Source organism: Mycobacterium kyogaense (assembly GCF_036946525.1).
GTDB lineage: Bacteria > Actinomycetota > Actinomycetes > Mycobacteriales > Mycobacteriaceae > Mycobacterium > Mycobacterium kyogaense_A.
In genome coordinates, this window is sequence record NZ_JAQIIY010000012.1 from 122317 (window position 1) to 143985 (window position 21669).

At 68.2% G+C, this 21669-nt stretch carries 19 protein-coding genes and 1 tRNA gene; 13 read left to right on the top strand and 7 right to left on the bottom strand.

Features of this window, described 5'->3' with window-relative positions:
- The first annotated feature begins 36 nt into the window (after positions 1 to 36).
- Positions 37 to 1074, top strand: a complete 1038-nt coding sequence (locus PGN37_RS11055) for a TerC family protein (protein WP_335331072.1) — start codon at positions 37 to 39, stop codon at positions 1072 to 1074.
- Here PGN37_RS11055 and PGN37_RS11060 read toward each other — a convergent pair.
- The 3 genes from PGN37_RS11060 to PGN37_RS11070 all read right to left on the bottom strand — a co-directional run bounded on the left by PGN37_RS11060 (position 1031) and on the right by PGN37_RS11070 (position 4114).
- On the bottom strand, positions 1031 to 2713 hold the full coding sequence (locus PGN37_RS11060) for a SelB domain-containing protein (RefSeq protein ID WP_335331073.1): 1683 nt from the start codon (positions 2711 to 2713) through the stop codon (positions 1031 to 1033). The two genes, PGN37_RS11055 and PGN37_RS11060, sit on opposite strands and share 44 nt — an antisense overlap.
- Positions 2701 to 4011: an L-seryl-tRNA(Sec) selenium transferase gene (selA, locus tag PGN37_RS11065; RefSeq protein ID WP_335331074.1), complete on the bottom strand. Its 1311-nt coding sequence runs from the start codon at positions 4009 to 4011 to the stop codon at positions 2701 to 2703. Before selA ends, PGN37_RS11060 begins: the two co-directional genes overlap by 13 nt.
- Before the next feature lie 8 nt (positions 4012 to 4019).
- A tRNA-Sec gene (locus PGN37_RS11070) sits at positions 4020 to 4114 on the bottom strand.
- A 40-nt stretch (positions 4115 to 4154) separates the two neighbouring features.
- Between PGN37_RS11070 and selD the strand changes: the two genes are divergently transcribed.
- On the top strand, positions 4155 to 5144 hold the full coding sequence (gene selD, locus PGN37_RS11075) for a selenide, water dikinase SelD (protein WP_335331075.1): 990 nt from the start codon (positions 4155 to 4157) through the stop codon (positions 5142 to 5144).
- Between the two features lie 93 nt (positions 5145 to 5237).
- Here the strand turns inward: selD and PGN37_RS11080 are convergent, their stop codons facing one another.
- Entirely contained in the window at positions 5238 to 5873 is a 636-nt protein-coding gene (locus PGN37_RS11080) for an NADPH-dependent F420 reductase (protein ID WP_442932906.1), read from the bottom strand.
- Positions 5874 to 5951: 78 nt separating this feature from the next.
- Between PGN37_RS11080 and PGN37_RS11085 the strand changes: the two genes are divergently transcribed.
- The gene (locus tag PGN37_RS11085) at positions 5952 to 6506 is read left to right on the top strand and encodes a TetR/AcrR family transcriptional regulator (RefSeq protein ID WP_335331076.1); all 555 of its coding nucleotides are present in this window, start codon (positions 5952 to 5954) and stop codon (positions 6504 to 6506) included.
- Here the strand turns inward: PGN37_RS11085 and PGN37_RS11090 are convergent.
- Positions 6472 to 6849, bottom strand: coding sequence for a nuclear transport factor 2 family protein (locus PGN37_RS11090; RefSeq protein ID WP_335331077.1), 378 nt, complete (start codon positions 6847 to 6849; stop codon positions 6472 to 6474). The two genes, PGN37_RS11085 and PGN37_RS11090, sit on opposite strands and share 35 nt — an antisense overlap.
- Positions 6850 to 6945: 96 nt before the next feature.
- On the opposite strand from PGN37_RS11090, the gene PGN37_RS11095 reads away from it, so the two are divergent.
- Genes PGN37_RS11095 through PGN37_RS11105 form a run of 3 tightly spaced genes read left to right on the top strand, consistent with a single transcriptional unit; the run spans position 6946 to position 10238 of the window.
- Positions 6946 to 7860, top strand: a complete 915-nt coding sequence (locus tag PGN37_RS11095) for a quinone oxidoreductase family protein (protein WP_335331078.1) — start codon at positions 6946 to 6948, stop codon at positions 7858 to 7860.
- Positions 7860 to 9317 carry an aldehyde dehydrogenase family protein gene (locus PGN37_RS11100; RefSeq protein ID WP_335331079.1) on the top strand — a complete coding sequence of 486 codons (1458 nt, stop codon included), beginning with the start codon at positions 7860 to 7862 and terminating at the stop codon, positions 9315 to 9317. Before PGN37_RS11095 ends, PGN37_RS11100 begins: the two co-directional genes overlap by 1 nt.
- 30 nt (positions 9318 to 9347) lie before the next feature.
- Complete coding sequence (locus PGN37_RS11105; RefSeq protein WP_335331080.1) at positions 9348 to 10238, top strand: NAD(P)H-dependent flavin oxidoreductase; 891 nt, start codon at positions 9348 to 9350, stop codon at positions 10236 to 10238.
- On the opposite strand, the gene PGN37_RS11110 is transcribed toward PGN37_RS11105, so the two are convergent.
- Positions 10235 to 10981 carry an alpha/beta fold hydrolase gene (locus tag PGN37_RS11110; RefSeq protein ID WP_335331081.1) on the bottom strand — a complete coding sequence of 249 codons (747 nt, stop codon included), beginning with the start codon at positions 10979 to 10981 and terminating at the stop codon, positions 10235 to 10237. The genes PGN37_RS11105 and PGN37_RS11110 overlap by 4 nt on opposite strands.
- 63 nt (positions 10982 to 11044) lie before the next feature.
- Here PGN37_RS11110 and PGN37_RS11115 point away from each other — a divergent pair, with 63 nt between their 5' ends.
- Positions 11045 to 11788 (top strand): SDR family oxidoreductase, encoded by a 744-nt coding sequence (locus tag PGN37_RS11115; RefSeq protein WP_335331082.1) that lies wholly within the window; start codon positions 11045 to 11047, stop codon positions 11786 to 11788.
- Entirely contained in the window at positions 11785 to 12711 is a 927-nt protein-coding gene (locus PGN37_RS11120) for an NAD-dependent epimerase/dehydratase family protein (RefSeq protein WP_335331083.1), read from the top strand. The genes PGN37_RS11115 and PGN37_RS11120 overlap by 4 nt, the downstream gene beginning before the upstream one ends.
- A gap of 1 nt (position 12712) precedes the next feature.
- On the opposite strand, the gene PGN37_RS11125 is transcribed toward PGN37_RS11120, so the two are convergent.
- Positions 12713 to 13345, bottom strand: coding sequence for a DUF1345 domain-containing protein (locus tag PGN37_RS11125; protein WP_335331084.1), 633 nt, complete (start codon positions 13343 to 13345; stop codon positions 12713 to 12715).
- 186 nt (positions 13346 to 13531) lie between these two features.
- Here PGN37_RS11125 and PGN37_RS11130 point away from each other — a divergent pair, with 186 nt between their 5' ends.
- From PGN37_RS11130 to PGN37_RS11150, 5 genes are all read left to right on the top strand, one after another.
- Positions 13532 to 14953, top strand: coding sequence for a DUF3375 domain-containing protein (locus PGN37_RS11130; RefSeq protein ID WP_335331085.1), 1422 nt, complete (start codon positions 13532 to 13534; stop codon positions 14951 to 14953).
- A complete protein-coding gene (locus PGN37_RS11135; RefSeq protein WP_335331086.1) occupies positions 14950 to 15633 on the top strand; it encodes a DUF4194 domain-containing protein in 684 nt (227 codons plus the stop codon). Before PGN37_RS11130 ends, PGN37_RS11135 begins: the two co-directional genes overlap by 4 nt.
- Positions 15626 to 18985: an ATP-binding protein gene (locus PGN37_RS11140; RefSeq protein WP_335331087.1), complete on the top strand. Its 3360-nt coding sequence runs from the start codon at positions 15626 to 15628 to the stop codon at positions 18983 to 18985. The genes PGN37_RS11135 and PGN37_RS11140 overlap by 8 nt, the downstream gene beginning before the upstream one ends.
- A gap of 130 nt (positions 18986 to 19115) precedes the next feature.
- Positions 19116 to 20015, top strand: a complete 900-nt coding sequence (locus PGN37_RS11145; RefSeq protein WP_335331088.1) for an ABC transporter substrate-binding protein — start codon at positions 19116 to 19118, stop codon at positions 20013 to 20015.
- Positions 20016 to 20027: 12 nt separating this feature from the next.
- Positions 20028 to 21635 carry an amino acid ABC transporter permease/ATP-binding protein gene (locus PGN37_RS11150; RefSeq protein WP_335331089.1) on the top strand — a complete coding sequence of 536 codons (1608 nt, stop codon included), beginning with the start codon at positions 20028 to 20030 and terminating at the stop codon, positions 21633 to 21635.
- The last annotated feature ends 34 nt before the right edge of the window (positions 21636 to 21669 follow it).

Sequence of the window (21669 nt, forward strand, 5' to 3'; positions counted from 1 at the left end):
GCGGGTTAACCTCGGAACCTCCTGTACAAAGGGTGCATGCTCGAGATCAGCCTGCTGACCTGGGGGGTGACGATCGGTCTGATCGTCGCCCTGCTCGCCGTCGACTTGATCCTGGCCGCGGTCCGCCCTCACCGCGTCGGATTCAAAGAAGCCACCGCGTGGTCGGTCTTCTACATCGCCGTCGCCATCGCGTTCGGCGTGTGGTTCATGGCCACCTACGGAACCGACTTCGGCACGCAGTATTTCGCGGGCTACATCGTCGAGAAGAGTCTGTCGGTCGACAACCTCTTCGTGTTCGTCATCATCATGGCCACGTTCGCGGTGCCCGAGGAGCATCAGCACAAGGTGTTGACGTTCGGCATCATCCTGGCGCTGATCATGCGCGCGATCTTCATCGCGGTCGGCGCGACGCTGCTGTCGCTGTTCTCGTTCATGTTCCTGATCTTCGGGATTCTGCTGATCCTGACCGCGGTGCAGCTGTTCCGGCACCGCGACGAGGACCCCGACGTCGAGAACAACATCATGATCAAGGCGACGCGGAAGTTCCTGCCTCTCAGCGACGACTACGACGGCGGCAAGCTGACCACCCGCAGCCAGGGCCGCAAGATGGCCACCCCGCTGCTGGCGGTGTTGATCGCGATCGGCAGCGTGGACCTGCTGTTCGCGCTGGACTCGATCCCCGCGGTCTTCGGTGTCACGTCCGAGCCGTTCATCGTGTTCGCCGCCAACGCCTTCGCCCTGCTGGGTCTTCGCGCCCTGTTCTTCTTGGTCAAGGGCCTGCTGGACCGGTTGGTGTACCTGTCGACGGGGCTGTCGATCATCCTGGCGTTCATCGGTGTGAAGCTGGTCCTGCACTGGGGCCACGTCGACATCAACCCGAACATCCCCGAGGTGAACACCTACCTGAGCCTGGTGGTGATCATCGCGATCCTCGCCATCACCACCGTCGCGAGCCTGGCCAAGACCCGCAAAGATCCGAGCGCCAAGGCTCATCCCGGTTCGCTGCGCGCCACGTCCAAGGGCGGCCCGGTCACGCAGTCAGAACGCGCGTCCCGTCGGGACGGCGTCGGCTGACCCCGCGCGCGTCGAGCGCTTCGAGCAGGGGGACGGCGACACGACGAGTGGTGTCGAGCGCACGCTTGGCGTCGGCGACAGTGAACGGCTGCGGCACGCCCTCGAGAATCTCAGCGGCGCGCTGGTAGGCCTGCGGGCCGAGCACCACGCCGTCGGCGATCTTGACCAGCCGGCCGGCCCGCACCGCCGCCGCCAGTTCCTTCGGCCCGAGGTGCAGCTCGGCGAGCTCGTCGGCGTCCGGTGCACGGAACGGCTCGGCGGCCAGCCACTCCTCGAGCGTGGAGACCGCCTTTTCCACACGGTCGGGCAAGGCGGCGGCGGGCTCGCGGACCCGGCCGTCGGCGACCTCGAGACCGGTGCCTGTGGCCAAGGCGGTGACGAGCTCGACGGCAGCCAAGCCCAGAGCGCGGCGCAGCTCTTCGGTCGGCATGCCGGCAGCGATGTCATGACCGGCTGACCACCGCGTCACGACGCTCACCAGTTCCTCACGTCTTTGCGCCCACCACTGCGCGTCGACCACCCACTCCCCCAACCGCTCGCCCTGTGGGTCGAAACCCATGGCGCGCAGGTCTTTCTCGCGCGCGCACACCGGGGGTCGGACCCGACCGGAGGCCAGCTCGTCGGCCCGCGCGCGGGCATCGCCGCGACGCCGCAACGCCGGCGGTGCGACGTCGAGCACTTCGACCCCTGCGGCGATGCGGTGTTCGCCGGGGTCGCGCAGCAGCCCGATGTCGCCGATGCGCAGAGGCAGCGGACGTGACAGTCGCAGCCGTGCCCCCGCCTCACCGAGCGGTCGCACATGCACGGGCATCGAGGCGGAGCCGATGTGAAGCACCAAATGCTGCTGCAGTTTTCCGGCGGCACGCAGCGCGACGTCGATCTCGCCCGTGTCGCGCCAGACGTCCGGCGTGCAGAGGGTGTCGCCGCGCGTGATGGTGTGGTGGTCGACGCCGCGGAGGTTGACGGCGACGCGTGCCACCGCGGCGACCTCGGACAGGTCTCGGCCCAGCGATTGGACGCCGCGCACCGTGACGCGGCGGCCGTTGTGCACCAGGTCGTCGCCGACGCGGATGGTTCCGGCGGCCAACGTGCCCGTGACGACGGTGCCGGCCCCGCGCACCGTGAACGACCGGTCGACCCACAGCCGCACGTCGGCGCTCCGATTCGGCGGCGGCAGGCGATCCGTCAGCGCCACGAGTTCGCTTCGCACCGAGTCGATGTCGGTGCCGAGCACGATCGCCGCGTCGGGGAGTTGCTGACGCACCTGGGCGATGACCCGCGTGGGATCGGCGAGGTCGGCCTTGCTGATCACGACCAGCAGGTGCTGCACGCCGAGTGCGCGCAGCGCGGCGGCGTGCTCGTCGGACTGCGGCATCCAGCCTTCGGTGGCGGCGACGACGAACATGACCGCCGGGACGGGTCCGACGCCGGCGAGCATGTTCCCGACGAAGCGTTCGTGGCCCGGGACGTCGACGAACGCGATCTCCCGGCCGCCGATGTCGGCCCACGCGAAGCCGAGGTCGATCGTCAGGCCGCGGCGCCGCTCCTCGGCGAGGCGATCGGGCCACATACCCGTGAGCCGTTCCACCAGAGTGGATTTGCCGTGATCGACGTGGCCCGCGGTCGCTACGACATGCACGCCCGAACCGCCTCGAGCAATGCCGCGTCGTCCTCGGGTGCGACGGTGCGAAGGTCGAGCAGGCAGCGGCCGTCCTCGATCCGGCCGACCACCGCCCGCGTGCCGGCTCTCAAGGCAGCGGCGTACTGCGGTGGGAGAGCGATTGCAACACTGGGCAATTCGATGTCGGGCGCGCCGCCGCCACCGACTGCGGACACGCAGTCGACGACCTCAGCGCCGGTCAGCTGAGCCGCCAATGTCGAAGCCCGGGTCCGCAGCTCGGCCACATCGGCGGTGAGCGTCCGCGCGACGGGGGTCGGTGGCCCGACCAGCGTGGCCTCCAGCGCGGCCAGCGTCAGCTTGTCCACGCGCAGAGCGCGCGCCGCGGGGTGGCGACGCAGACGCTCGATCAACTCGTCCGCACCGAACAGCAACCCGGCCTGGGGGCCGCCCAGCAGCTTGTCGCCGCTGGCGGTCACCAGGTCGGCGCCGTGGCGCAGCACGGTCGCGGCATCGGGTTCGTCGGGCAGCAGCGGATGCGGGCTCAACAGACCCGAACCGATGTCGACCACCAGCGTCGCCGAATTTCTCCCGTCGCTTCGCTCGCCCCGGCAGAGCGTCGCGAGATCGCTCACCGACACCGTCGAGGTGAACCCACTGACGAGGTAGTTCGACGGGTGCACCTTGAGGATGAAGCCGGTGTCGGGCCCGATCGCGTCGGCGTAGTCGCGCAGGTGTGTGCGATTGGTGGTGCCGACCTCGCGGATGCGCGCGCCGGTGGACGTCATCAGCTCGGGCAGCCGGAACCCGTCGCCGATCTCGATGAGCTCGCCACGACTGACGATCATCTCCTTGCCTGGCGCAAGCGTCATCGCGATCAGCAGTAGCGCGGCCGCGTTGTTGTTCACGACGTGCACGGCCTCGGCGGCGGGCACCGCGGCGGCGAGCGCTGCCAGCGCACCGCGGCCGCGGCGGGCCCGGCGTCCGGTCGCGAGGTCGAACTCGACGTCGGTGGCGCCGCTGGCGGTGGTCACCGCGTCGATCGCAGCCGGTGACAGCGGGGCGCGGCCCAGGTTGGTGTGCACGACCACGCCGGTGGCGTTGATGACGGGTCGGAGCGTGGCCGCGCTCGTGGGCAGCGACGCGACGGCGTGGTCGGCGACCTGCTCGGGGTCGATCTCCCCGGCGCGGGCCCGCTGCTGCGCCTCGACGACCACGCTCTTGACCAGCACGCGGCCCAATCTCTGAGCCGCCGCGACCAGACGCGGGTCGGCGAGCACGGCGTCGGTGCGGGGCACCCGACGGCGCGGGTCACTCATGGTCACCGTGGCGGAGGCGGACGGGAATCGAACCCGCCAGCGACAGGAACTGCCGCTCAGCGATTTTGAAGATCGAGCCGGTCACCAGACCGGATACGCCTCCCTGAGCCACCTCCCCATCATGGCAGGGCAGCATGGAAGCCATGACGCATCGGCTCACGCAGTACGCCCACGGCGGCGGTTGTGCCTGCAAGATCCCGCCCGGCGAACTCGAAGAGGTGGTCCGCGGGCTCCAGCATCGGATGCCGGTGAATCCGCCCGGCGAGCTGCTCGTCGGTTTGGACGACGGTGACGACGCCGCCGCGGTCCGAATCGAGGGCGGCACCGCGCTGATCGCGACGACCGACTTCTTCACCCCGGTCGTCGACGACGCCTACGACTGGGGCCGCATCGCCGCGGCCAATGCCCTCTCCGACGTGTACGCGATGGGCGGTCGGCCGGTGGTCGCGGTGAACCTGCTCGGCTGGCCACGGGACGTGCTGCCGTTCGAACTGGCCGCGGAAACGCTGCGTGGGGGGATGGACGTGTGTGTGCAAGCAGGTTGCCATCTGGCGGGCGGGCACAGCGTTGACGATCCCGAACCGAAGTACGGCCTCGCGGTCACCGGTGTCGCCGATCCGAACCTGTTGCTGCGCAACGACGCCGGCATCGCCGGTGTGCCGTTGTCGCTGACGAAGCCGCTGGGCATCGGTGTGCTCAACAGCCGGCACAAGAACACCGGGGAACGCTTCGAGAACGCCATTGATGCGATGACCACGTTGAACGACACGGCATGTCAGGCAGCCTTGGAGGCCGGTGTCCGCTGCGCCACCGATGTCACGGGCTTCGGCTTGCTCGGGCATCTGCACAAGTTGGCGCGCGCCAGCGGTGTGACGGCAGTGCTGGACGCGGCGGCCGTGCCGTATCTGGACGGAGCTCGGGAGGCGTTGCGCGACGGCTACGTCAGCGGCGGCACGCGGCGCAACCTCGAGTGGGTTCGCCCGCACATCGAGCTGTCGGTCGGCGAGGACGAGGCGCTGCTGCTGGCCGACGCGCAGACCTCCGGCGGGCTGCTTATCGCCGGAGAGATCCCCGGGGCCCCGGTCATCGGCGAGCTGGTCCCGCGCACCGACCACACGATCATCGTGCGGTGACTCTGGTTCGGCGAGCGCGCGCGTCTGTACATCCCTGCGGGGCGCGTCGCGTACCGCAGCGTGCGCTCGCGACCACCGAGCGCACGCTCAGTGCTACACCAGGTCCATCTCGGCAGGCGATGCCCCACCGATCGCCTGGGAGATGAAGCTACGGGTGGTCAACGGCCCGCCGAACTGCTGCAGTAGCCCACCGGCGTCGTTGCAACCGAGGTCGACCGGCTCGAAACCGAAGCGTTCGATCAGCGCCGCCACGTCGGCATTGGCGGAGGGTTCGTTGCCCGACACGAACAGCACCCGCCGTCCGCCGCGGCCGTCCTCGGGCTCGCGAGCGAGCACCTTGGCCCACGTGTGCCCGAAGGCCTTCACCACGCGGGCGCCGGTGGCCCACTCCTGCACCAGGTCCGACGATGCGCGCCCACCGAGGTCTGCCGGCGAAAAGTTCTGGTAGTCAATGGCATTGGTCGCGTCGACGATGATCCTGCCGGACCAGTCCGGCACCTGACCGACGAGTTCCTGCACTGCGTCGAACGGGACGGCGAGCACCACGACGTCGGCGCCCAACGCGTCGGAGATTTCGGACGGAGTGATGTGCGGCCCGAGACGCTGCGCCAACGGGGCGACGGTGTCGGGACCGCGTGAGGCAGCGACGGCAACGTCGATGCCGGTGCGGGCGAAGTGCCCCGCCACCGCTGAGCCGATGTTCCCCGAACCGATGATCGCGTAGCTCATGCCGGCCTCTCGATTTTGTAGCGATCGTTAAAGCGTCGACGCTAGCAGAGTCCACACCGGGGTGCATAGGATCAGCCGATGGGCCGGCCGCCGAAGTTCGATCGCGCAGAAGCGCTGCAGGCGGCCATGCATCTGTTCTGGGACAGAGGTTTTGACCGCACCTCCATCAACGATCTGACCGCCGCGATGGGCATCTCCCCACCCAGTCTGTATGCCGCATTCGGCGACAAGCAGGCGCTGTTCGACGCCGCGGTCGAGCTCTACGAACGGTCCGCGGTCGTTCCGCCGGCTCTCGAGGAGCCCACCGCGCGCGAGGTGTTCATCACGATGCTCGACCGGGCCGTCGAGCTGTACACCCGGCCGGCGCACCCGCCGGGCTGTTTCGTGATCTCCGACCCGACGCTGCGCGCCCGCCGCGATTCCGGCCGCGACGCGATCATCCGCAGACTACGCAGAGCTCAGCGGGCCGGCGATCTGCCCGCCGCGGTCGATGTCACCGCTCTCACCGACTACGTCGATCTGGTGTTGCGGGGGTTGTCGGCCAAGGCCCGCGACGGCGCGACGCGCAGGCAATTGCGCGCCGCGGCGGACATCGCGCTCATGGCGTGGCCGGCTCCTGCGTCACCACGGTGAACAGCTGCGCGATCACACCGTTCTCGACGAGCGCGACGTCGAACCCCGCGACCAGCACATCGGTGGTGCCCGGCGCATAGACCTCGAAGTTCAGGTAGCCCATGTTGGCCACCTGATGCACCGGTCCCGCCTGGGTGAACGACAACCCGGCCAACGGCCCGTCCAGGAGCTCCTGAGCTTTCGCATGCACGCGGTCCTGGCCTATCACTGTCTCCTCGGCGTCGGACCATCGGACGTCGGGAGCGTAGTTCTGGCGCACCACCGCAAGCCGGGCATCGGCATCACGCTCGTTGAACACCGCGAGCAGGTTCTCTTCCATCAGCCGAACGATGTCATCACTCATCAGTGTTTTGTAGTGCTCATGCAAGTTGGCGTCAAGCGGGTCCGCGTTTCGGCGGGCTCGAGCCGGGTAGTCGCGCCGGGAGTTCGAAGGAGGGCCATGCGCGCAGCAGTACTCGATGTCGTCGGCGGATCTCCGCACGTCACTGATTTTCCCGACCCCACGGGCGACAACGTCGTCACCGTGACCTTGGCGGGGTGCAACCCGGTGGACCTGGCCCTGGCATCGGGGCACTTGGGCAAGCCCGAGGTGCCCAAGGTCGTCGGCAAGGAGGGCGTCGGCTTCACCGCGGACGGCGCGCGGGTGTATTTCGATTCCCCACCGGCGCCGTATGGATCGTGGGCCGAGCGCACCCGCGTGGATCCGGAGAAGGTCTATCCGGTGCCGGACGGCGTCACCGATGACGTCGCGGTGGCGTTGGGTGTAGCGGGTCTTGCGGCCTGGCTTCCCCTGACCCGCCACGCAGACGTGTCGGCAGGCCAGTCGGTGCTCGTTCTGGGTGCCACCGGAGTCGTCGGCGCCATTGCCGTCCAAGCCGCCAAGATCCTGGGTGCAGGGCACGTGGTGGGTGCGGGCCGCAACCCCGACGCGTTGGCCAAGGCTGCCGATCTCGGCGCCGATGCCATCGTCACCCTCGGCGGGGACGACGACACAGCCGCGCTGCGGGATCAGGCGGGCGACGGGTTCGACGTCGTGGTCGACCTCGTGTACGGCGATCCGTTCCTCGCGGCTCTGGACGCCACCGCCCCCGGCGCGACGCTCATCACGGTGGGTCAAGGAGCAGGAAGTACTGCCGCTGTCCCGTTCTCGAAGCTGATGGGCCGCAGCCACATCGGGCATCTGAACGATCTCATGCCGTCGCGAATTCTGCGCCAGGCCTACGACGAACTCACGAAGCTGGCAGCCGAAGGTCGGCTGCAGATCGAGACCACTCGCTATCCCCTCGAGGAGGCGGAGAAGGCCTGGCGGGCACAGTCCGAAGGGCCCCACGTCAAGATCGGAGTCGTCATCTGATGAGTAGCTATCCACCGTTCGACACCATGCCGATCGGGACGACCTGGCGAGGCGGATCGACCGGCAGGACCCGCGCCGACAGCGACCCCTATCGCGGTGACACGCTCACCGACCTCGCGCAGGCCGACGAGGCCGACCTCAACCAGGCTTACGACGCAGCAGTTGCCGCACAACCGGATTGGGCCTCAGCACCGCCCCTGGAGCGTGCTGGTGTGATGCGCCGCGCGGCCGATGTCATGACCGATCGAAAGGACGAGATCACCGACTGGCTGGTCCGGGAGACGGGCGGAACGCTGGCGAAGGCAGAGCTGGAGTGGAACCTGGTGCGCTCTGTCATGTGGGAGGCGGCGTCCATGCCGCATCACATGGAGGGCCGCATTATGCCGTCGGACATCCCGGGCAAGGAGAGCCGGGTCTATCGGGAGCCGGTCGGGGTTGTCGCGGTGATCTCGCCGTGGAACTTCCCGATGCAGCTGTCCAACCGGTCCGTCGCACCGGCGTTGGCCACTGGAAACGCCGTCGTGCTCAAACCTGCCGGTGATACTCCGGTGACAGGCGGCCTGTTGTTGGCCCGGATCTTCGAGGAGGCCGGGCTACCGGCCGGACTGCTGTCGGTGGTCGTCGGATCGGGCTCCGACATAGGCGACGCGATCGTCGAACATCCGGCGCCACGCGTCGTCTCGTTCACCGGCTCTACGCCGGTGGGCAAAGGCATCGCACAGAAGGCAGGTCTGAAAAAGCTCGCCCTCGAATTGGGCGGCAACGGGCCACTGGTCGTCCTCGACGATGCGGACCTCGAGCTCGCCGTCAACGCCGCGGTGTTCGGATCGTTCTTCCACCAGGGCCAGATCTGCATGATCGCCAACCGGATCATCGTCGATGCCGCCGTGCACGACGACTTCGTCGATCGATTCGTCGGCCGAGTGAAGGCCCTTGTCGTAGGTGACCCGTCCGATCCGGACACGCAGCTGGGTCCGGTGATCAATTCGTCTCAGCTGGAAGGGATTCAGGACAAGCTCAAGCGCGCCCAGGATGAGGGCGCGGAGCTGCTGACGGGAGGCGATCCCTTCGGTCCGACGGGGAGGTGCTTGCCACCGCATGTGCTCTCAGCGGGCAACGACGTCGCGACAGCGCGCGAGGAGGTGTTCGGTCCGGTGATCACCGTGATCCGTGCCGACGACGAGGAAGACGCGTTGCGTATTGCCAACGACACCGACTACGGGCTGTCGTCGGCGGTGTTCAGTCGCGATGTCGGACGGGCGGAACGCTTCGCGCGCCGTGTCCAGGCCGGCATGACCCACGTGAACGATTCCCCCGTCAACGACGACGCCAACACCGCGTTCGGCGGGGTCAAGGGTTCGGGCATCGGCAGATTCGGCGGCCAGTGGGCGGTCGACGAGTTCACCTCCGATCACTGGATCTCCATTCAGCACGCCCCCCGCGACTACGCCATCTGAGTGCGCCGCGCGTCTGCCTAGGATCACGTCATGCTCGATCTCGCGGTCCCGATCCTCAACGCCCCGATGGGCGGGGTCGCCGGCGGGAAGTTGGCGGCCGCAGTCTCACGCGCCGGCGGTCTGGGCATGATCGGAATGGGCAGCAGCGCAACGTCATCCGCTCTGGGCAGAGAGCTCCCCCACGTCCGCGGGCTCCCGTTCGGCATCGGCCTCATCGGCTGGCGGGTGCGCGACGAACCGCGCCTCCTCCACGCCGCGCTCGAGGCGGAGCCGACCCTGCTGTCCGTCAGCTTCGGCGACGACTTCTCCTGGGTCGACGCGGCCCACGATGCTCACGCGCTGACAGCCACTCAGGTCGCTGATCTCGGCCAGGCGCGACGCGCCGAAGACGCCGGCGTCGACGTCCTGGTCGCCCGCGGTGCCGAGGGCGGCGGCCACGGCCAGCCCCGCTTCCCACTCGAGGAGCTGCTGGCCCAAATCCTCGACCACACAGCCGCGCCTGTGCTGGCCGCAGGCGGCATTGCGTCCGCGCACGCGTTGTCACGAGTGCTCGACGCCGGCGCCGCGGGAGCCTGGATCGGCACCGCATTCGCGGTGTGCACGGAATCTCTGCTCACCGACGCTGCGCGCGCACAGCTGATCGCGGCCCACGCCGCCGACACGATCACCACCCGCGCCTTCGACGTCGCGTTCGGCTACCCGTGGCCGGCCGACACGCCAGAACGCGTGCTGCGCAACAGTTTCACCGATCGGTACGACGGGCGGGAGAGCGAGATCGACGCCGAGACAACAGCAGACCTGCACACGGCGATCGCCCGCGACGACTACCGCCTCGCGCCCATCAACGCCGGCCAGGGGGTCGGCGACGTCACCGCCTCTGTGGACGCACGAACCGTCGTCGCACGTCTCACCAACAGCTAGTCCAGCGTCGCCCAGAACGCGTTCAGCGCCTGCGCGCCTCGATGCGGGTCCTGCACCATCCACCAGTGCCCCAGCCCCTCGAGCACCTCGATGCGCGCGCCGGCACGCTCGGAGGCGCGGCGCCGGTTGTCGTGGGCACCGATGAACGCGTCGTCGGTGGCCAGCAGCGACAGACCGGGACGCTCAGCAGCCCGCTCCAGGTCGCGTCCCGCCTCGGCCATCGCCGGCTGCGCGGCCGACCGGTAGAGCGCGAGAATGGCCCGGCCCATGTCCGCGTTCTGGTGTTCGGCGATCGCCGCGGCGACGTCGGCAGGGATGCCGAACGACATCATCAGTTCCGTGCGCGCGCTCAGGTCGCCGCCGAGCATGGCGTCGAGTGATTCCTCGCCCGCCCCCGGCGTCTGCCAGACCTGCGCCATGTCGTGCCACACGTACTCCGGGTCGAACAGTCCGAGCACATCGCTGGCCCAGCTGCGCACGAGTTCGGGTCGGTGCATCACCAGATTGACGACGTGCCCGCCGCCCCAGTCGTGACCGACGAGGTCGATGGGTCCCTCGATCGACGACAGCTCGCCCTCCAGCCAATCGCGGTACTCCAGGAACGTCGCACCGAACCCGTCGGGCAAGGGCGCCCCGAAGCCCGGCGGCGACAGCAGCACCACGTCGTCGCGGCCGAGCACCGCGAGCAGCGGACCCCAAATCGCGGGCGTCTCGGGATTGCCATGTACGAACACCGCCGTCATGGCGCTCAAGACTACGGACTTTCCGGGGGTTTTTTCTCCGCCCCCGGGTGCCAGAGTGGAGTCATGAAGATTTCAGTGGTGGGCGCGTCGGGAATGGTCGGCGCCCAGGTGGTCGAGAAACTGATCGCAGGCGGGCACGACGTCGTCGGGGCGTCGTTGCGCACCGGGGCGAACGTGCTGACCGGGGAGGGTCTGGACGACGCGCTCACCGGCGCGGCGGTGCTGGTCGATGTGACGAATTCACCTCAGCTGGACGGAGATTCGGCGATCGATTTCTTCACCAGGTCGTCGGCAAACCTCGTCAGGGCCGCGGCGAGCGCCGGCGTCGGGCACTACGTGGCGCTGTCGATCGTCGGCACCGACGGCATCACCGACAGCGGCTACATGCGCGCGAAGGTGATCCAGGAACGCACGATCGCCGACTCCGGACTGCCGTTCACGATCGTGCGCGCGACGCAGTTCCACGAGTTCGCCGAGCTCATCGTCGGATCGCTGGCGGTCGGCGACGAGTACCACGCCCCGGTGGCCCGCATCCAGCCGATTGCGTCCGCGGAGGTGGCGGATGCGGTGGCCGACGCAGCGCAGGGGGCTCCCGTCAACGGCATCGTCGACGTGGGCGGCCCGGAGAAGATGACGTTCGCAGACCTGGTGCGTGCGGTGCTCGCCCACCGGGGTGACGACGCAGGCGTGGTCGACGACGAAGAAGCCACCTACTTCGGCGCGCGCGTGGACAACGACAGCCTGGTCACAGGCACCGGTGCCCGGCTCGGCACGCTGCGCTTCGCCGACTGGCAAGGCGAGCATTGAGCAGCCTGGTCCTGGTGACCGGCGCCGCCGGGTATGTCGGTAGTCACCTCGTCAATCAGCTGCTGGCACAGGGCTACCGGGTGCGGGCCGCGGTCAGGGCGCCGGCTCGCACCGACAGTGTCCGGGAGACCGTCCGCGCAGGCGGGCTCGACGATGAGGTCGAATTCGCCTATGCCGATCTCGGTTCCGACGACGGCTGGGCCGACGCCGTCGCCGACGCCGGTGTCGTCATGCATGTCGCGTCCCCGTTCCCGGCAACGAACCCGCGCACGGACGAGGAAGTCATCGCGCCGGCGCGTGACGGTACGTTGCGCGTGCTGCGCCATGCGCGTGATGCCGGGTGCAGACGGGTGGTGATGACGTCGTCGTTCGCGGCGGTGGGCTATTCGCCGAGCACCGAACAGCGCTGGACAGAACAGGATTGGACCGATCCAGCCGACGACAACACCGCGTACATCAGGTCGAAGGCCATCGCCGAGCGGGCGGCGTGGGACTTCCTCGACAGCGAGGGCGGCGCGCTGGAGCTGACGACGATCGTCCCGGTCGGGATCTTCGGGCCGACGCTCGGTCCGCACCTGTCGACGTCGGTGCAGATCGTGCGCTCCATGCTCAGAGGTGGTGAGCTCCCGCCGTCGCAGTACTTCGGCGCGGTGGACGTCCGCGACGTGGCGGACGCGCACGTCCGCGCCCTGACCACGAATGGCGCTGCGGGCGAACGCTTTCTGGTGGTTGCCGACGAGCCGGCGGTGACGTTCGGTGAGCTGGCACGCATGGTGGGCGTCGACGCCGACGACAACGCCACGGGGCCTCGGCCGCAGATCAGCAACGCCAAAGCCAAACAGGTGCTGGGCTGGGCGCCGCGCCCGCTGGCGGAGACGATGCGCGACACCGTGGCCTCGCTGCGGGATCTCGGGCTGGTCTGAGCTACAGCCCGCCCGCGATCAGGTTCACGACGGAGGCGACGATCACGGAGCCGAAAAGGTAGGACAGCAGCCCGTGTTTGAGCGCGGTAGCCCGCATCCGCGATGACGTCAGGTTGGTGTCCGAGATCGCGAAGCTCATGCCGACGGCGTAGGCCACGTACGCGAAGTCGCTGTAGCGTGGCGGCTCGGAGGTGTTGAAATCGATTCCACCGACGGGCTTTTCGCGGAAGTAGATCTTCGCGTAGGTCAGCGCGAAGAGCGTGTGCACGGCGAACCACGAGATCACCACGCTGGCCACCGCGATGAACGGCGCAACCGCACCCATGTACTGGGGCCGCGCGTTGGCCAGAAGTAGGCCCACTCCGACCAGGCTGGCGAGCGCTCCGACGAGGATCAGCGCGAAGACGGTGCTGCGGCCCGGCTCCTCGATCTCGGCATGCGACGCGGTCTGGTCGGCGTCGAATCGCCACAGCACCGACCACGTCCACACGAGGTAGGTGAGCGCGAGCACGTCCCAGCCGATCAGGATCGCGAACCACCCCAGCGCAACGGACGCCGCCGCGCCGGCCGCCAGACCCAGGATCGCGGCGCCCAGCAGCCGGACGGCAGGGGTGTGCCACCGGGCCGACGTCATCCGAGCAGTCAACCAGGCCCGCCTGCCGAGGGCCTGGACGACACCCTCACCAGACCCGACAATCCCGCTGGTCACACCCGTCACACGACGCGCCGAAAACCTCGCGACACTCCCCCGCGGACGGCGGTGGTGTCCCCGCCGTGGCCTATGTTGGGCCTCCGGCCAGAGACCAGAACGGGAGGGTGAGTGGACGACCAGCTGTCGGCGAGCGAGTTGCTCGAGCGCAACCGCGAACTGCAGGCGTCCCCGACGGTGCGGCTGCTCTCGGCCACCAACCTGAACCTCTACGCCACGCTGATGGACCGGCATCTGAGCGGCGGCGTGGTCGCCGAGACCGATCTCGTGGTCCGTCTCGAGCGCGATCTGACCGACCTCACCGACGATCAGCCGGGGCTCGCGCTGGTCAAGTCCTGGGCCAGCCAGGGCTGGCTGCACCGGATCGTCGACGAGAGAAGCGACCAGAACGTCTGCTACCTGACCCAGGACGCGCGGCGCGCACTGGACTTCCTGCGCAGCATGCGGCGCCAGGACACGATCGCCACCGGCGGGTCGATCACCGGCATCGCGGGCCGGCTCAAGCAGGTCGCGATCCGGGTCGGCAACGATCCCGCCCGCATCCGCAAGAGCATCGACGCGGAGATCGACGCGCTGCGCCGCGAGCTCGACGAACTCGACGCTGGGGAGCGGCCTGCCCCCGACGTCACGGACGCCTACGACGAGGCCCGCGCGATCGCCCTGCAGATGGAACGCCTGATCACCGACATCGGTCAGTACGGCACGATGATCGAGCAGGCGACCGCCGCGCTCGACGAGCCGATCGACAGCAACGTCGCCTATCGGGACCGGCAGCGGCAGATGTACGCCGACTACCAGGCCGCGTGGGATTCGCAGGGCCGCGACAGCCACCGCGCGTTCCTGCGCATGATCAACGACCCCGACCAGCGTGCCGAGTTCGAGGCCGACGTCGCCGCGGTCGCTGGGGCGCTTCCGCATCTGGACCCGGCGCTGCGGTCGGTGATGGCGGGCTTCTTCGAACTGGTGGGCCATCAGATCGACGAGGTCGAACGCATCCAGCAGCGGTGCGCGCAGCGGGTCAAGCGGTTCACCGCATTCGGCACGCTCGAGCAGAGCCGCGGCATCGCCCGCCAGCTCAACGAGGCGATCGGCGCCGCACGGTCTCTGCTGAAGACGTCGCTGACGGATTCACGCCTCGATCTCGAGCTGCCGCTGGCCCGGCACGCGATCAGCTCCGTCGGCGCGCTCAGCTTCAAGATCGGCGACCTGTCGAACCCCAAGCCGGCCGCACCCGCCGAGGGTGATGTCGACCTCGCCAGCTTCGCGGCGCTCACCACGCAGGTCGACGCGGCCGCGATGGCGGAGATGATCAACAGCGCGCTGCCGGTGTCGCTGCCGGACGCGGTGGCCAAACTCGACAACGCATATCTGGGTCACGTCATCGTCCTCTGGTCGTGGGCACTGAAACAGCCGCAGGACACGGCCGGGGCGTCGACGACGGTCCGGTTCCGTTCCCTGGACGGCCGCGATCGCGAGATGGCCGTTCCCGATGTGACTTTCACCGAACCGATTGCCGTGGGAGTGGCCCCGTGAGTACCGACTCCGATATCGATTTCTCGTCGCTGCCACAGGTCGACCAGACCGCGCGGCCGCCGCACCAGCGCCGGCCACGGTTCGACGGCGACGTCTCCGAACTCCCCGACCGTGCCTGCTGGGCCCTGCAGCACCTGCTGACCCGGCGCTACATCAGCGCCGAGTCCGATGCCGACATCTACGCGTGGGTGCTCGAGTACCGCCATCAGCTCTCGGTCCGGCTCTCGGAATTGGATCTGCTGCTGCGCATCGTGGACGGGACGGACGTGGCGTTCGTCGAGCAGGCCCGCTACGAATCGGCCAAGGGCATCAAGCTCTTACGCCGTGAGCCGCTCGGCACGTACGACTCGATCCTGGCCCTGCACCTGGCCCAGATGATGCGCGCCGCGGGCGGCCAGAGCGTGCTGATCTCGCGGGAGGAGATGCACGGCTTGTTCTCCGGTGTGCTCAACGACGTGGACCGCGACGCGGTCACGTTCACCGGCCGCATCGACGCGGCGATCGCCCGGCTCACGGGTTTGGAGATCCTGCGGCGCAGCCGCGACGACGAGGACAGCTACACGATCAGCCCGGTGATCACCGCGGTGATGACGGCCAGCGTCATCACCGAGCTGCAGCAGCAGTTCGAGATGCTCACCACCGGAGTGACGAGCGCGCAGGAAGGCGAAGCTCTTGACTGAGCAGTTCCACCTCTCCCGGCTGCAGATCGTCAATTGGGGCGTGTTCGACGGGTACCACTCGATCCCGTTCAGCGAAGGCGGCGCGCTGATCGCCGGCGCCTCCGGTAGTGGCAAATCCTCACTGCTGGATGCCATTTCACTGGGCTTCCTGCCGTTCAACCGGCGCAACTTCAACGCCTCGGGTGACAACACCGCGGCCGGGTCGAGCGCGGGCCGCCGCACCGTGGACAAGTATGTGCGCGGCGCGTGGGGGCAGCGCAGCGACGGCGGCACCAGCCGGGTGATGTACCTGCGCGGCGACGGGACCGCGTGGTCGGCGGTCGCGGTCACCTACGCCAGCGACTCCGGCCGCACGGTGACGGGCCTGGTGCTGAAGTGGCTGACGGGCGAGTCGCGTAACGATTCGTCGAGCCGGTTCGTGCTCGGCGACGGCGATCTCGGCATCGAGGACGTCTGCAACCGTTGGGCGGCAGGGCGTTTCGACACCGGCGTGTTCAAAGAAAACGGCTGGCGGTTCACCACGAAGGTCGAATCGCAGTATCTGGCGCAGTTGTACGCGACCATCGGCATCCGCGCGTCCGACGCCGCCCAACAGCTGCTCGGAAAAGCCAAGTCACTCAAGAGCGTCGGCGGCCTCGAGCAGTTCGTGCGGGAGTTCATGCTCGACGAGCCGGACAGCCTGGCCCGGCTGCCCGAGGCGCTCAAGCAGATCGATCCGCTGGTGGAAGCCCGCGAGCTGCTGGCCGTCGCGCAGCGCAAACGCAAGATTCTCGGCGACATCGAGAAGATCCAGCAGCGCTACGCCTCGGAATCCAGCGATCTCGGCATCATCGACCTCGTCGACCTGCCGATGGTGCGCGCCTACACCGACCACGTGCGTCTCGCGCAGTGTCCGGCGCAGATCGGGCAGCTCGACACCACGATCGACCAGCTCGACAACGAGTACGAGGACGTCACGCGGGCGCTGAATCTCGCGAAGGCCGAAGCAGATTCGCTCAACGCTCAGATCAGCGGCACCAGCGCGAACATCGGGCCGCTGCAGAGCCAGGTGACCGCCGCGGAGACCGAGGCCGAGCAGGTCTCTCGCCGCCGCGCCGCCTACGAGGACATGCTGAGCGCGCAGGACCTCGGCGTCCCCGACACTGCCGACCAGTTCTGGAATCTGCGCGAGGAGCTCCTGCGGCAGGCCACCGAATTGCTCGCCAAGGTGGAGCGCCACCGGGAGGCGTCCACCGACGCCGAGTACGCGCAGAAGGCCGCTCGCATGGCCCGCGACGACGCCGCCAAAGAACTCAAGCGCGTCGAGCACGTCGGCTCGGCGCTGCCCGAGTTCGCACTGCTGATGCGCGACCAGATCTGCGCCGCCATCGGTGTCGACGCCGCCGAATTGCCCTATGTCGCCGAGTTGATGGACCTCAAACCCGACCAGACCCGCTGGCGCACCGCGGTGGAGAAGGTGCTGCGCGGCGTCGGGTTGCGGTTGATGGTGCCCGATCAGCACTGGACGGCGGTGCTGCAGTTCGTCAACGAGACCAACATGCGCGGCCGGCTGGCGCTGCACCATGTGCGGGCGAAGATGCTGGGCGCACAACCGGTCGATCCGGAGCTGAACACGTTGGCGGGCAAGCTGTTCGCGGTCGATCCCCAGCATCCGTGTGCGGCCGAAGCCGTCGACGTCGTCGCCGCCGCGGGCGATCACGTGTGCGTGGACACCCCGGAGGTGTTCGCCCGGTTCCGCCGCGCCGTCACCGACACGGGCCTGTATAAGGACTCCGATCGGCTCGCGATCAAGGACGACCGGCGCCCGCTGAAGCAGTCCGAGTACCTGTACCAGGGTGACGTGTCGGCGAAGATCAACGCGCTCACCGTCGATCTCGCCGCTGCCGAGGAGGCGTATCAGAAGGCCCGCCGCACCGCTGACGACATCGCCGCGCAGCGCCAGCAGTGGCGTGACCGCGCCGCGGCGTGCAAGGCGATCTGCGAGCAGTTCCCGCAGTGGAGCCAGATCGACGCCGAGACCGCCGACGGGCACGCCGACCGGTTGCGCGAACAGTACGAGCTGCTGCTGGCCGACAACCCCGACATCGAGGCGCTCAATGCGCGGGCCGACGAATGTTGGTCGCAGATCCAGAAATTGATGACGCGCCGCGGTGCGATCCAGACCCGCCGCGACGATCTGGACACCCGGCGAACCCGGCTGCTCGAACTGGAGGAGCGGCTGTCACCGGCGTTCGTCAGTGAACCGCTGACCGAACTGCTCACCCGCTATTCCGCGCAGCTTCCCGTCAGCCTCGAGCTGCTGGACCCGGAGCCGTTCCGCGACGCGCTGTTCGGCGCGATCAAGAAGGAACGAGAGCAGCTGCGGGAGAGCCGCAGACGTTCCTACGACGAGCTCGCCCGCATCCTGAACACGTTCGACACGGCGTTCCCGGACGCGATCCCGAACAACTCGGAGAATTTCGACGAGCGCGTGCACGACTACGTGGCGCTGTGCCGGCACATCGACGAGCGCGAGCTGCCCGAAGCCTACGAGCGGATGATGCGGCTGGTCACCGAGCAGGCGCCGGATGCGATCCTGACGCTGCACCGGGTGGCCGAGCAGGAAGCACGCCGCATCGCCGAGCAGATCGAGCGGGTCAACACCGGTTTGGGCGCAGTCGAATTCAACCGCGGCACCCGCCTGACGCTGCGCGCCACGCCGCGCAGCCTGACCGCGGTGTCCGAGCTGACGGAGATCGTCCGCGCGATCAGCAGGCGCATCGCCGAGGTGGGTCTGGGCGACAAGCAGGCGATCCTCGACCAGTACGCCGACATCCTGCGGTTGCGTAACCGGCTGGCGTCGACGGCGCCGGAGGACAAGGCGTGGACGCGCGATGCGCTCGATGTGCGTAACCGGTTCACGTTCGACTGCGCCGAGTGGGATGTGGCGTCCGACGAGCTGATCCGTACCCACAGCAACGCCGGCGACAACTCGGGCGGTGAGCAGGAGAAGCTGATGGCGTTCTGTCTCGCCGGCGCGCTGAGCTTCAACCTGGCCAGCCCCGACAGCACCGACAACAAGCCGGTGTTCGCGCAGCTGATGCTCGACGAGGCGTTCTCGAAGTCCGATCCGCAGTTCGCTCAGCAGGCCCTGCAGGCGTTCCGGAAATTCGGCTTCCAGCTGGTGATCGTCGCGACGGTGCAGAACGCGACGACGATCCAGCCCTACATCGACAGCGTGGTGATGGTCAGCAAGACCGAGGCGACGGGTCGCAACGCCCGCCCGGTCGCCACCGTGGCCACCCGCTCCATCGCGGAGTTCACGGAACTGCGCCACCAGATGAAGCAGAAGGTTCCGGCGCTGGCGCACTGAGCGGTATTCAGCGCCCCGATCCAGATTTCACACCGGCGTAACGCCGCATCCTTGACCCGAACTATTTTATATTCTATACCTGCGCCAGTGCTGTTAACCGGTTGCACGATCCGGACCAGAGGAGGCTCTCGTGCACGTTCCCAAGATGGTGGTCACGGCCCTCGCCGCCACCGCACTCGCCATCGGCTCGAGCGCCTGCTCCGCGGAGGAATCCGCGAACAACGCTGCGACCAGCGATCTCGCCATCGAAAAGTCGACGTGTGACACCTTGACGGCGAAGTACCCCGGGCTCTCCGGCAAGACCTTGACGGTGGGTATCTCCCCGGCACCCGCGAACTACTCGGCGTCGGACCCGGCCAATCCGTCCAACATCATCGGGATCGAGCCGGATCTGCTGAACGCCGCGGGCCAGTGCCTCGGGTTCCGCACTCAGTACTCCAAACTGGACTTCGCCGGGTTGGTGCCGGCCCTGCAATCCGGCCGCGTCGATCTCGTGGCGGCCGGGATGTACTCCTCTGAAGAGCGGGTCAAACAGGTCGACTTCGTCAACTACATGAAGGCCGGCGAAGCCTCTCTGGTCGCCGCCGGCAACCCGAAGAACCTCACATCCCTCGCCGACGTCTGCGGGGTCACCGCCGCGCTGGTGGTCGGGACCGTCGAGAACGCGATCTTCGACAAGCAGAACAAAGAGTGCGAGACGGCAGGCAAGCCAGCGCTCAAGACCCTGAACTTCCCGAGCATCGACCGCGCCCAGAGCGCCCTCGCGCAGGGTGAAGCCGACATCGTGCTCACGGATGCCGGTGTGGCTGCGTATCTGGCCGAGCGCAACCCCGACAAGCTCGCGGTCGGTTTCCAGCTTCCCACCGATTTCGACTTCGGGTTCGGTGTGAACAAGAAAGCGACTGAGTTGCGCGACGGGCTCAACGCCGCGCTAGGGGAGATGTACGCCGACGGCGGGCTGCAGAAGGCGATGAAGCGCTGGGGCTTCTCACCGGACCAGGAGCTCCAACCCGCTGTTGCCACAGCCTGATTCGGAGTCGACATGACGGAATTCCTGCGCTACCTCGTCGACCCGTTCCTGTGGCGCGGTCTGGTGGTGGCCATCCAGATCACCGCGGTCTCCATGGCCCTGGCTCTTGTTCTTGGCCTGTTGCTCGCGCTGATGCGGGAGTCGCGCCACGCCGTGCTGCGGGTCCCCGCGGCGTTCTACACGTGGCTGATGCGGGGTACACCTCTGCTGCTGCAATTGGTGTTCCTGTACACCGCGCTGCCGAGCGCAGGTATCTCGTTCGGTCCGGTGGTCACCGCGATGATTGGCTTCACGATGAACGAGGCGGCCTTCGCGGGCGAGATCATCCGCGGCGGTATCAAGTCCGTGGGCAAAAGCCAAGTGGTGGCAGCGAACTCGCTCGGCATGGGGCCGATCCTGACCCTGCGTCGCGTCATCATGCCCCAGGCGCTGCGGGCGATCGTGCCCGCGCTCGGCAACGACGCCATCTCGATGCTCAAGTTCACCTCGCTGGCATCGGTGATCGCCGTCAACGAACTCACTCTGCGGGCCCAGACGATCGTCGCCACGAACTTCGACTTCTTCCCGGTCTTCCTGGCTGCGGGTGCGATGTACCTCGCGGCTACCACCGTGATGGGCTTCGGCCAGTCCGCGCTCGAGCGCAAATTCGCGCTCGACAGGCCCACCACCCCGCAGGCCGGGTTCATGGCGCGCGCAATCGGCCTCCCCCGCCGTTGCCCGAAGGACGCCCCGTCGGTCGAAGAAACCCCCTCGCAGACAACGGCATCGGCGGCGCCTGCGGCGACGGGCGTCGCTGACCTCATCGCACGGCAGTCGACGACGTCGTCGGACGATGCGGGTGACGGCACCGACTTCGTCTCGTGCCGCAACGTGCACAAGGCCTACGACGGGCGCCCGATCCTCACCGGGGTGGACCTCGACGTGCGGCAGGGCGAGGTGGTCGTGCTGATGGGGCCCAGCGGATCCGGCAAGAGCACCCTGCTGCGTCTGATCAACCACCTCGAGGACGTCGACGACGGGGAGGTGCTCGTCGACGGGCGCCACGTCGGCTACGAGCGCAAGGACGGCACGCTGCGGCCGGTGTCCCGTCTCGCGCAGGCTCGGGCCGACGCGCGAATCGGCATGGTGTTCCAGCACTTCAACCTCTTCGATCATCTGACCGTGCTCGACAACATCAGCATCGCCCCCAGACGGGTCTACGGCCGAGATCAAGCAGAGACCACCGAACTCGCGCTGGCTCTTCTGCGCGACGTCGGCCTCGAACAGCACGCCCACCACCTCCCGCACCGTCTGTCCGGTGGGCAGCAGCAGAGGGTCGCGATCGCGCGCGCCCTGGCCATCCAGCCCAAGCTCATGCTGTTCGACGAGCCGACGTCGGCGTTGGACCCCGAACTCGTCGGCGAAGTGCTGCAGGTGATCCGCCGCCTGGCGGAGGCCGGAATGACGATGCTCGTCGTGACCCACGAGGTGCGCTTCGCCCGTGAGGTCGCCGACCGCGTGGTGTTCATGGACGGCGGCAAGGTCGTCGAGCAGGGCACTCCGGAGGAGATCCTCGACCGCCCGACGCACCCGCGCACGCAGAGGTTCCTGAACCTCGTCGCCCAGACCGAGGGCGTCTGACGACACCGCCGCGTCCACGTACAGTCAGATCGGA

Coding starts and splice junctions, on each gene's coding strand:
- PGN37_RS11055 (WP_335331072.1), top strand. CDS start 37: ATGCTCGAGATCAGCCTGCTGACCTGGGGGGTGACGATCGGTCTGATC.
- selA (WP_335331074.1), bottom strand. CDS start 4,011: ATGAGTGACCCGCGCCGTCGGGTGCCCCGCACCGACGCCGTGCTCGCC.
- selD (WP_335331075.1), top strand. CDS start 4,155: ATGACGCATCGGCTCACGCAGTACGCCCACGGCGGCGGTTGTGCCTGC.
- PGN37_RS11080 (WP_442932906.1), bottom strand. CDS start 5,873: ATGAGCTACGCGATCATCGGTTCGGGGAACATCGGCTCAGCGGTGGCG.
- PGN37_RS11085 (WP_335331076.1), top strand. CDS start 5,952: ATGGGCCGGCCGCCGAAGTTCGATCGCGCAGAAGCGCTGCAGGCGGCC.
- PGN37_RS11090 (WP_335331077.1), bottom strand. CDS start 6,849: ATGAGTGATGACATCGTTCGGCTGATGGAAGAGAACCTGCTCGCGGTG.
- PGN37_RS11095 (WP_335331078.1), top strand. CDS start 6,946: ATGCGCGCAGCAGTACTCGATGTCGTCGGCGGATCTCCGCACGTCACT.
- PGN37_RS11100 (WP_335331079.1), top strand. CDS start 7,860: ATGAGTAGCTATCCACCGTTCGACACCATGCCGATCGGGACGACCTGG.
- PGN37_RS11105 (WP_335331080.1), top strand. CDS start 9,348: ATGCTCGATCTCGCGGTCCCGATCCTCAACGCCCCGATGGGCGGGGTC.
- PGN37_RS11110 (WP_335331081.1), bottom strand. CDS start 10,981: ATGACGGCGGTGTTCGTACATGGCAATCCCGAGACGCCCGCGATTTGG.
- PGN37_RS11115 (WP_335331082.1), top strand. CDS start 11,045: ATGAAGATTTCAGTGGTGGGCGCGTCGGGAATGGTCGGCGCCCAGGTG.
- PGN37_RS11125 (WP_335331084.1), bottom strand. CDS start 13,345: ATGACGTCGGCCCGGTGGCACACCCCTGCCGTCCGGCTGCTGGGCGCC.
- PGN37_RS11150 (WP_335331089.1), top strand. CDS start 20,028: ATGACGGAATTCCTGCGCTACCTCGTCGACCCGTTCCTGTGGCGCGGT.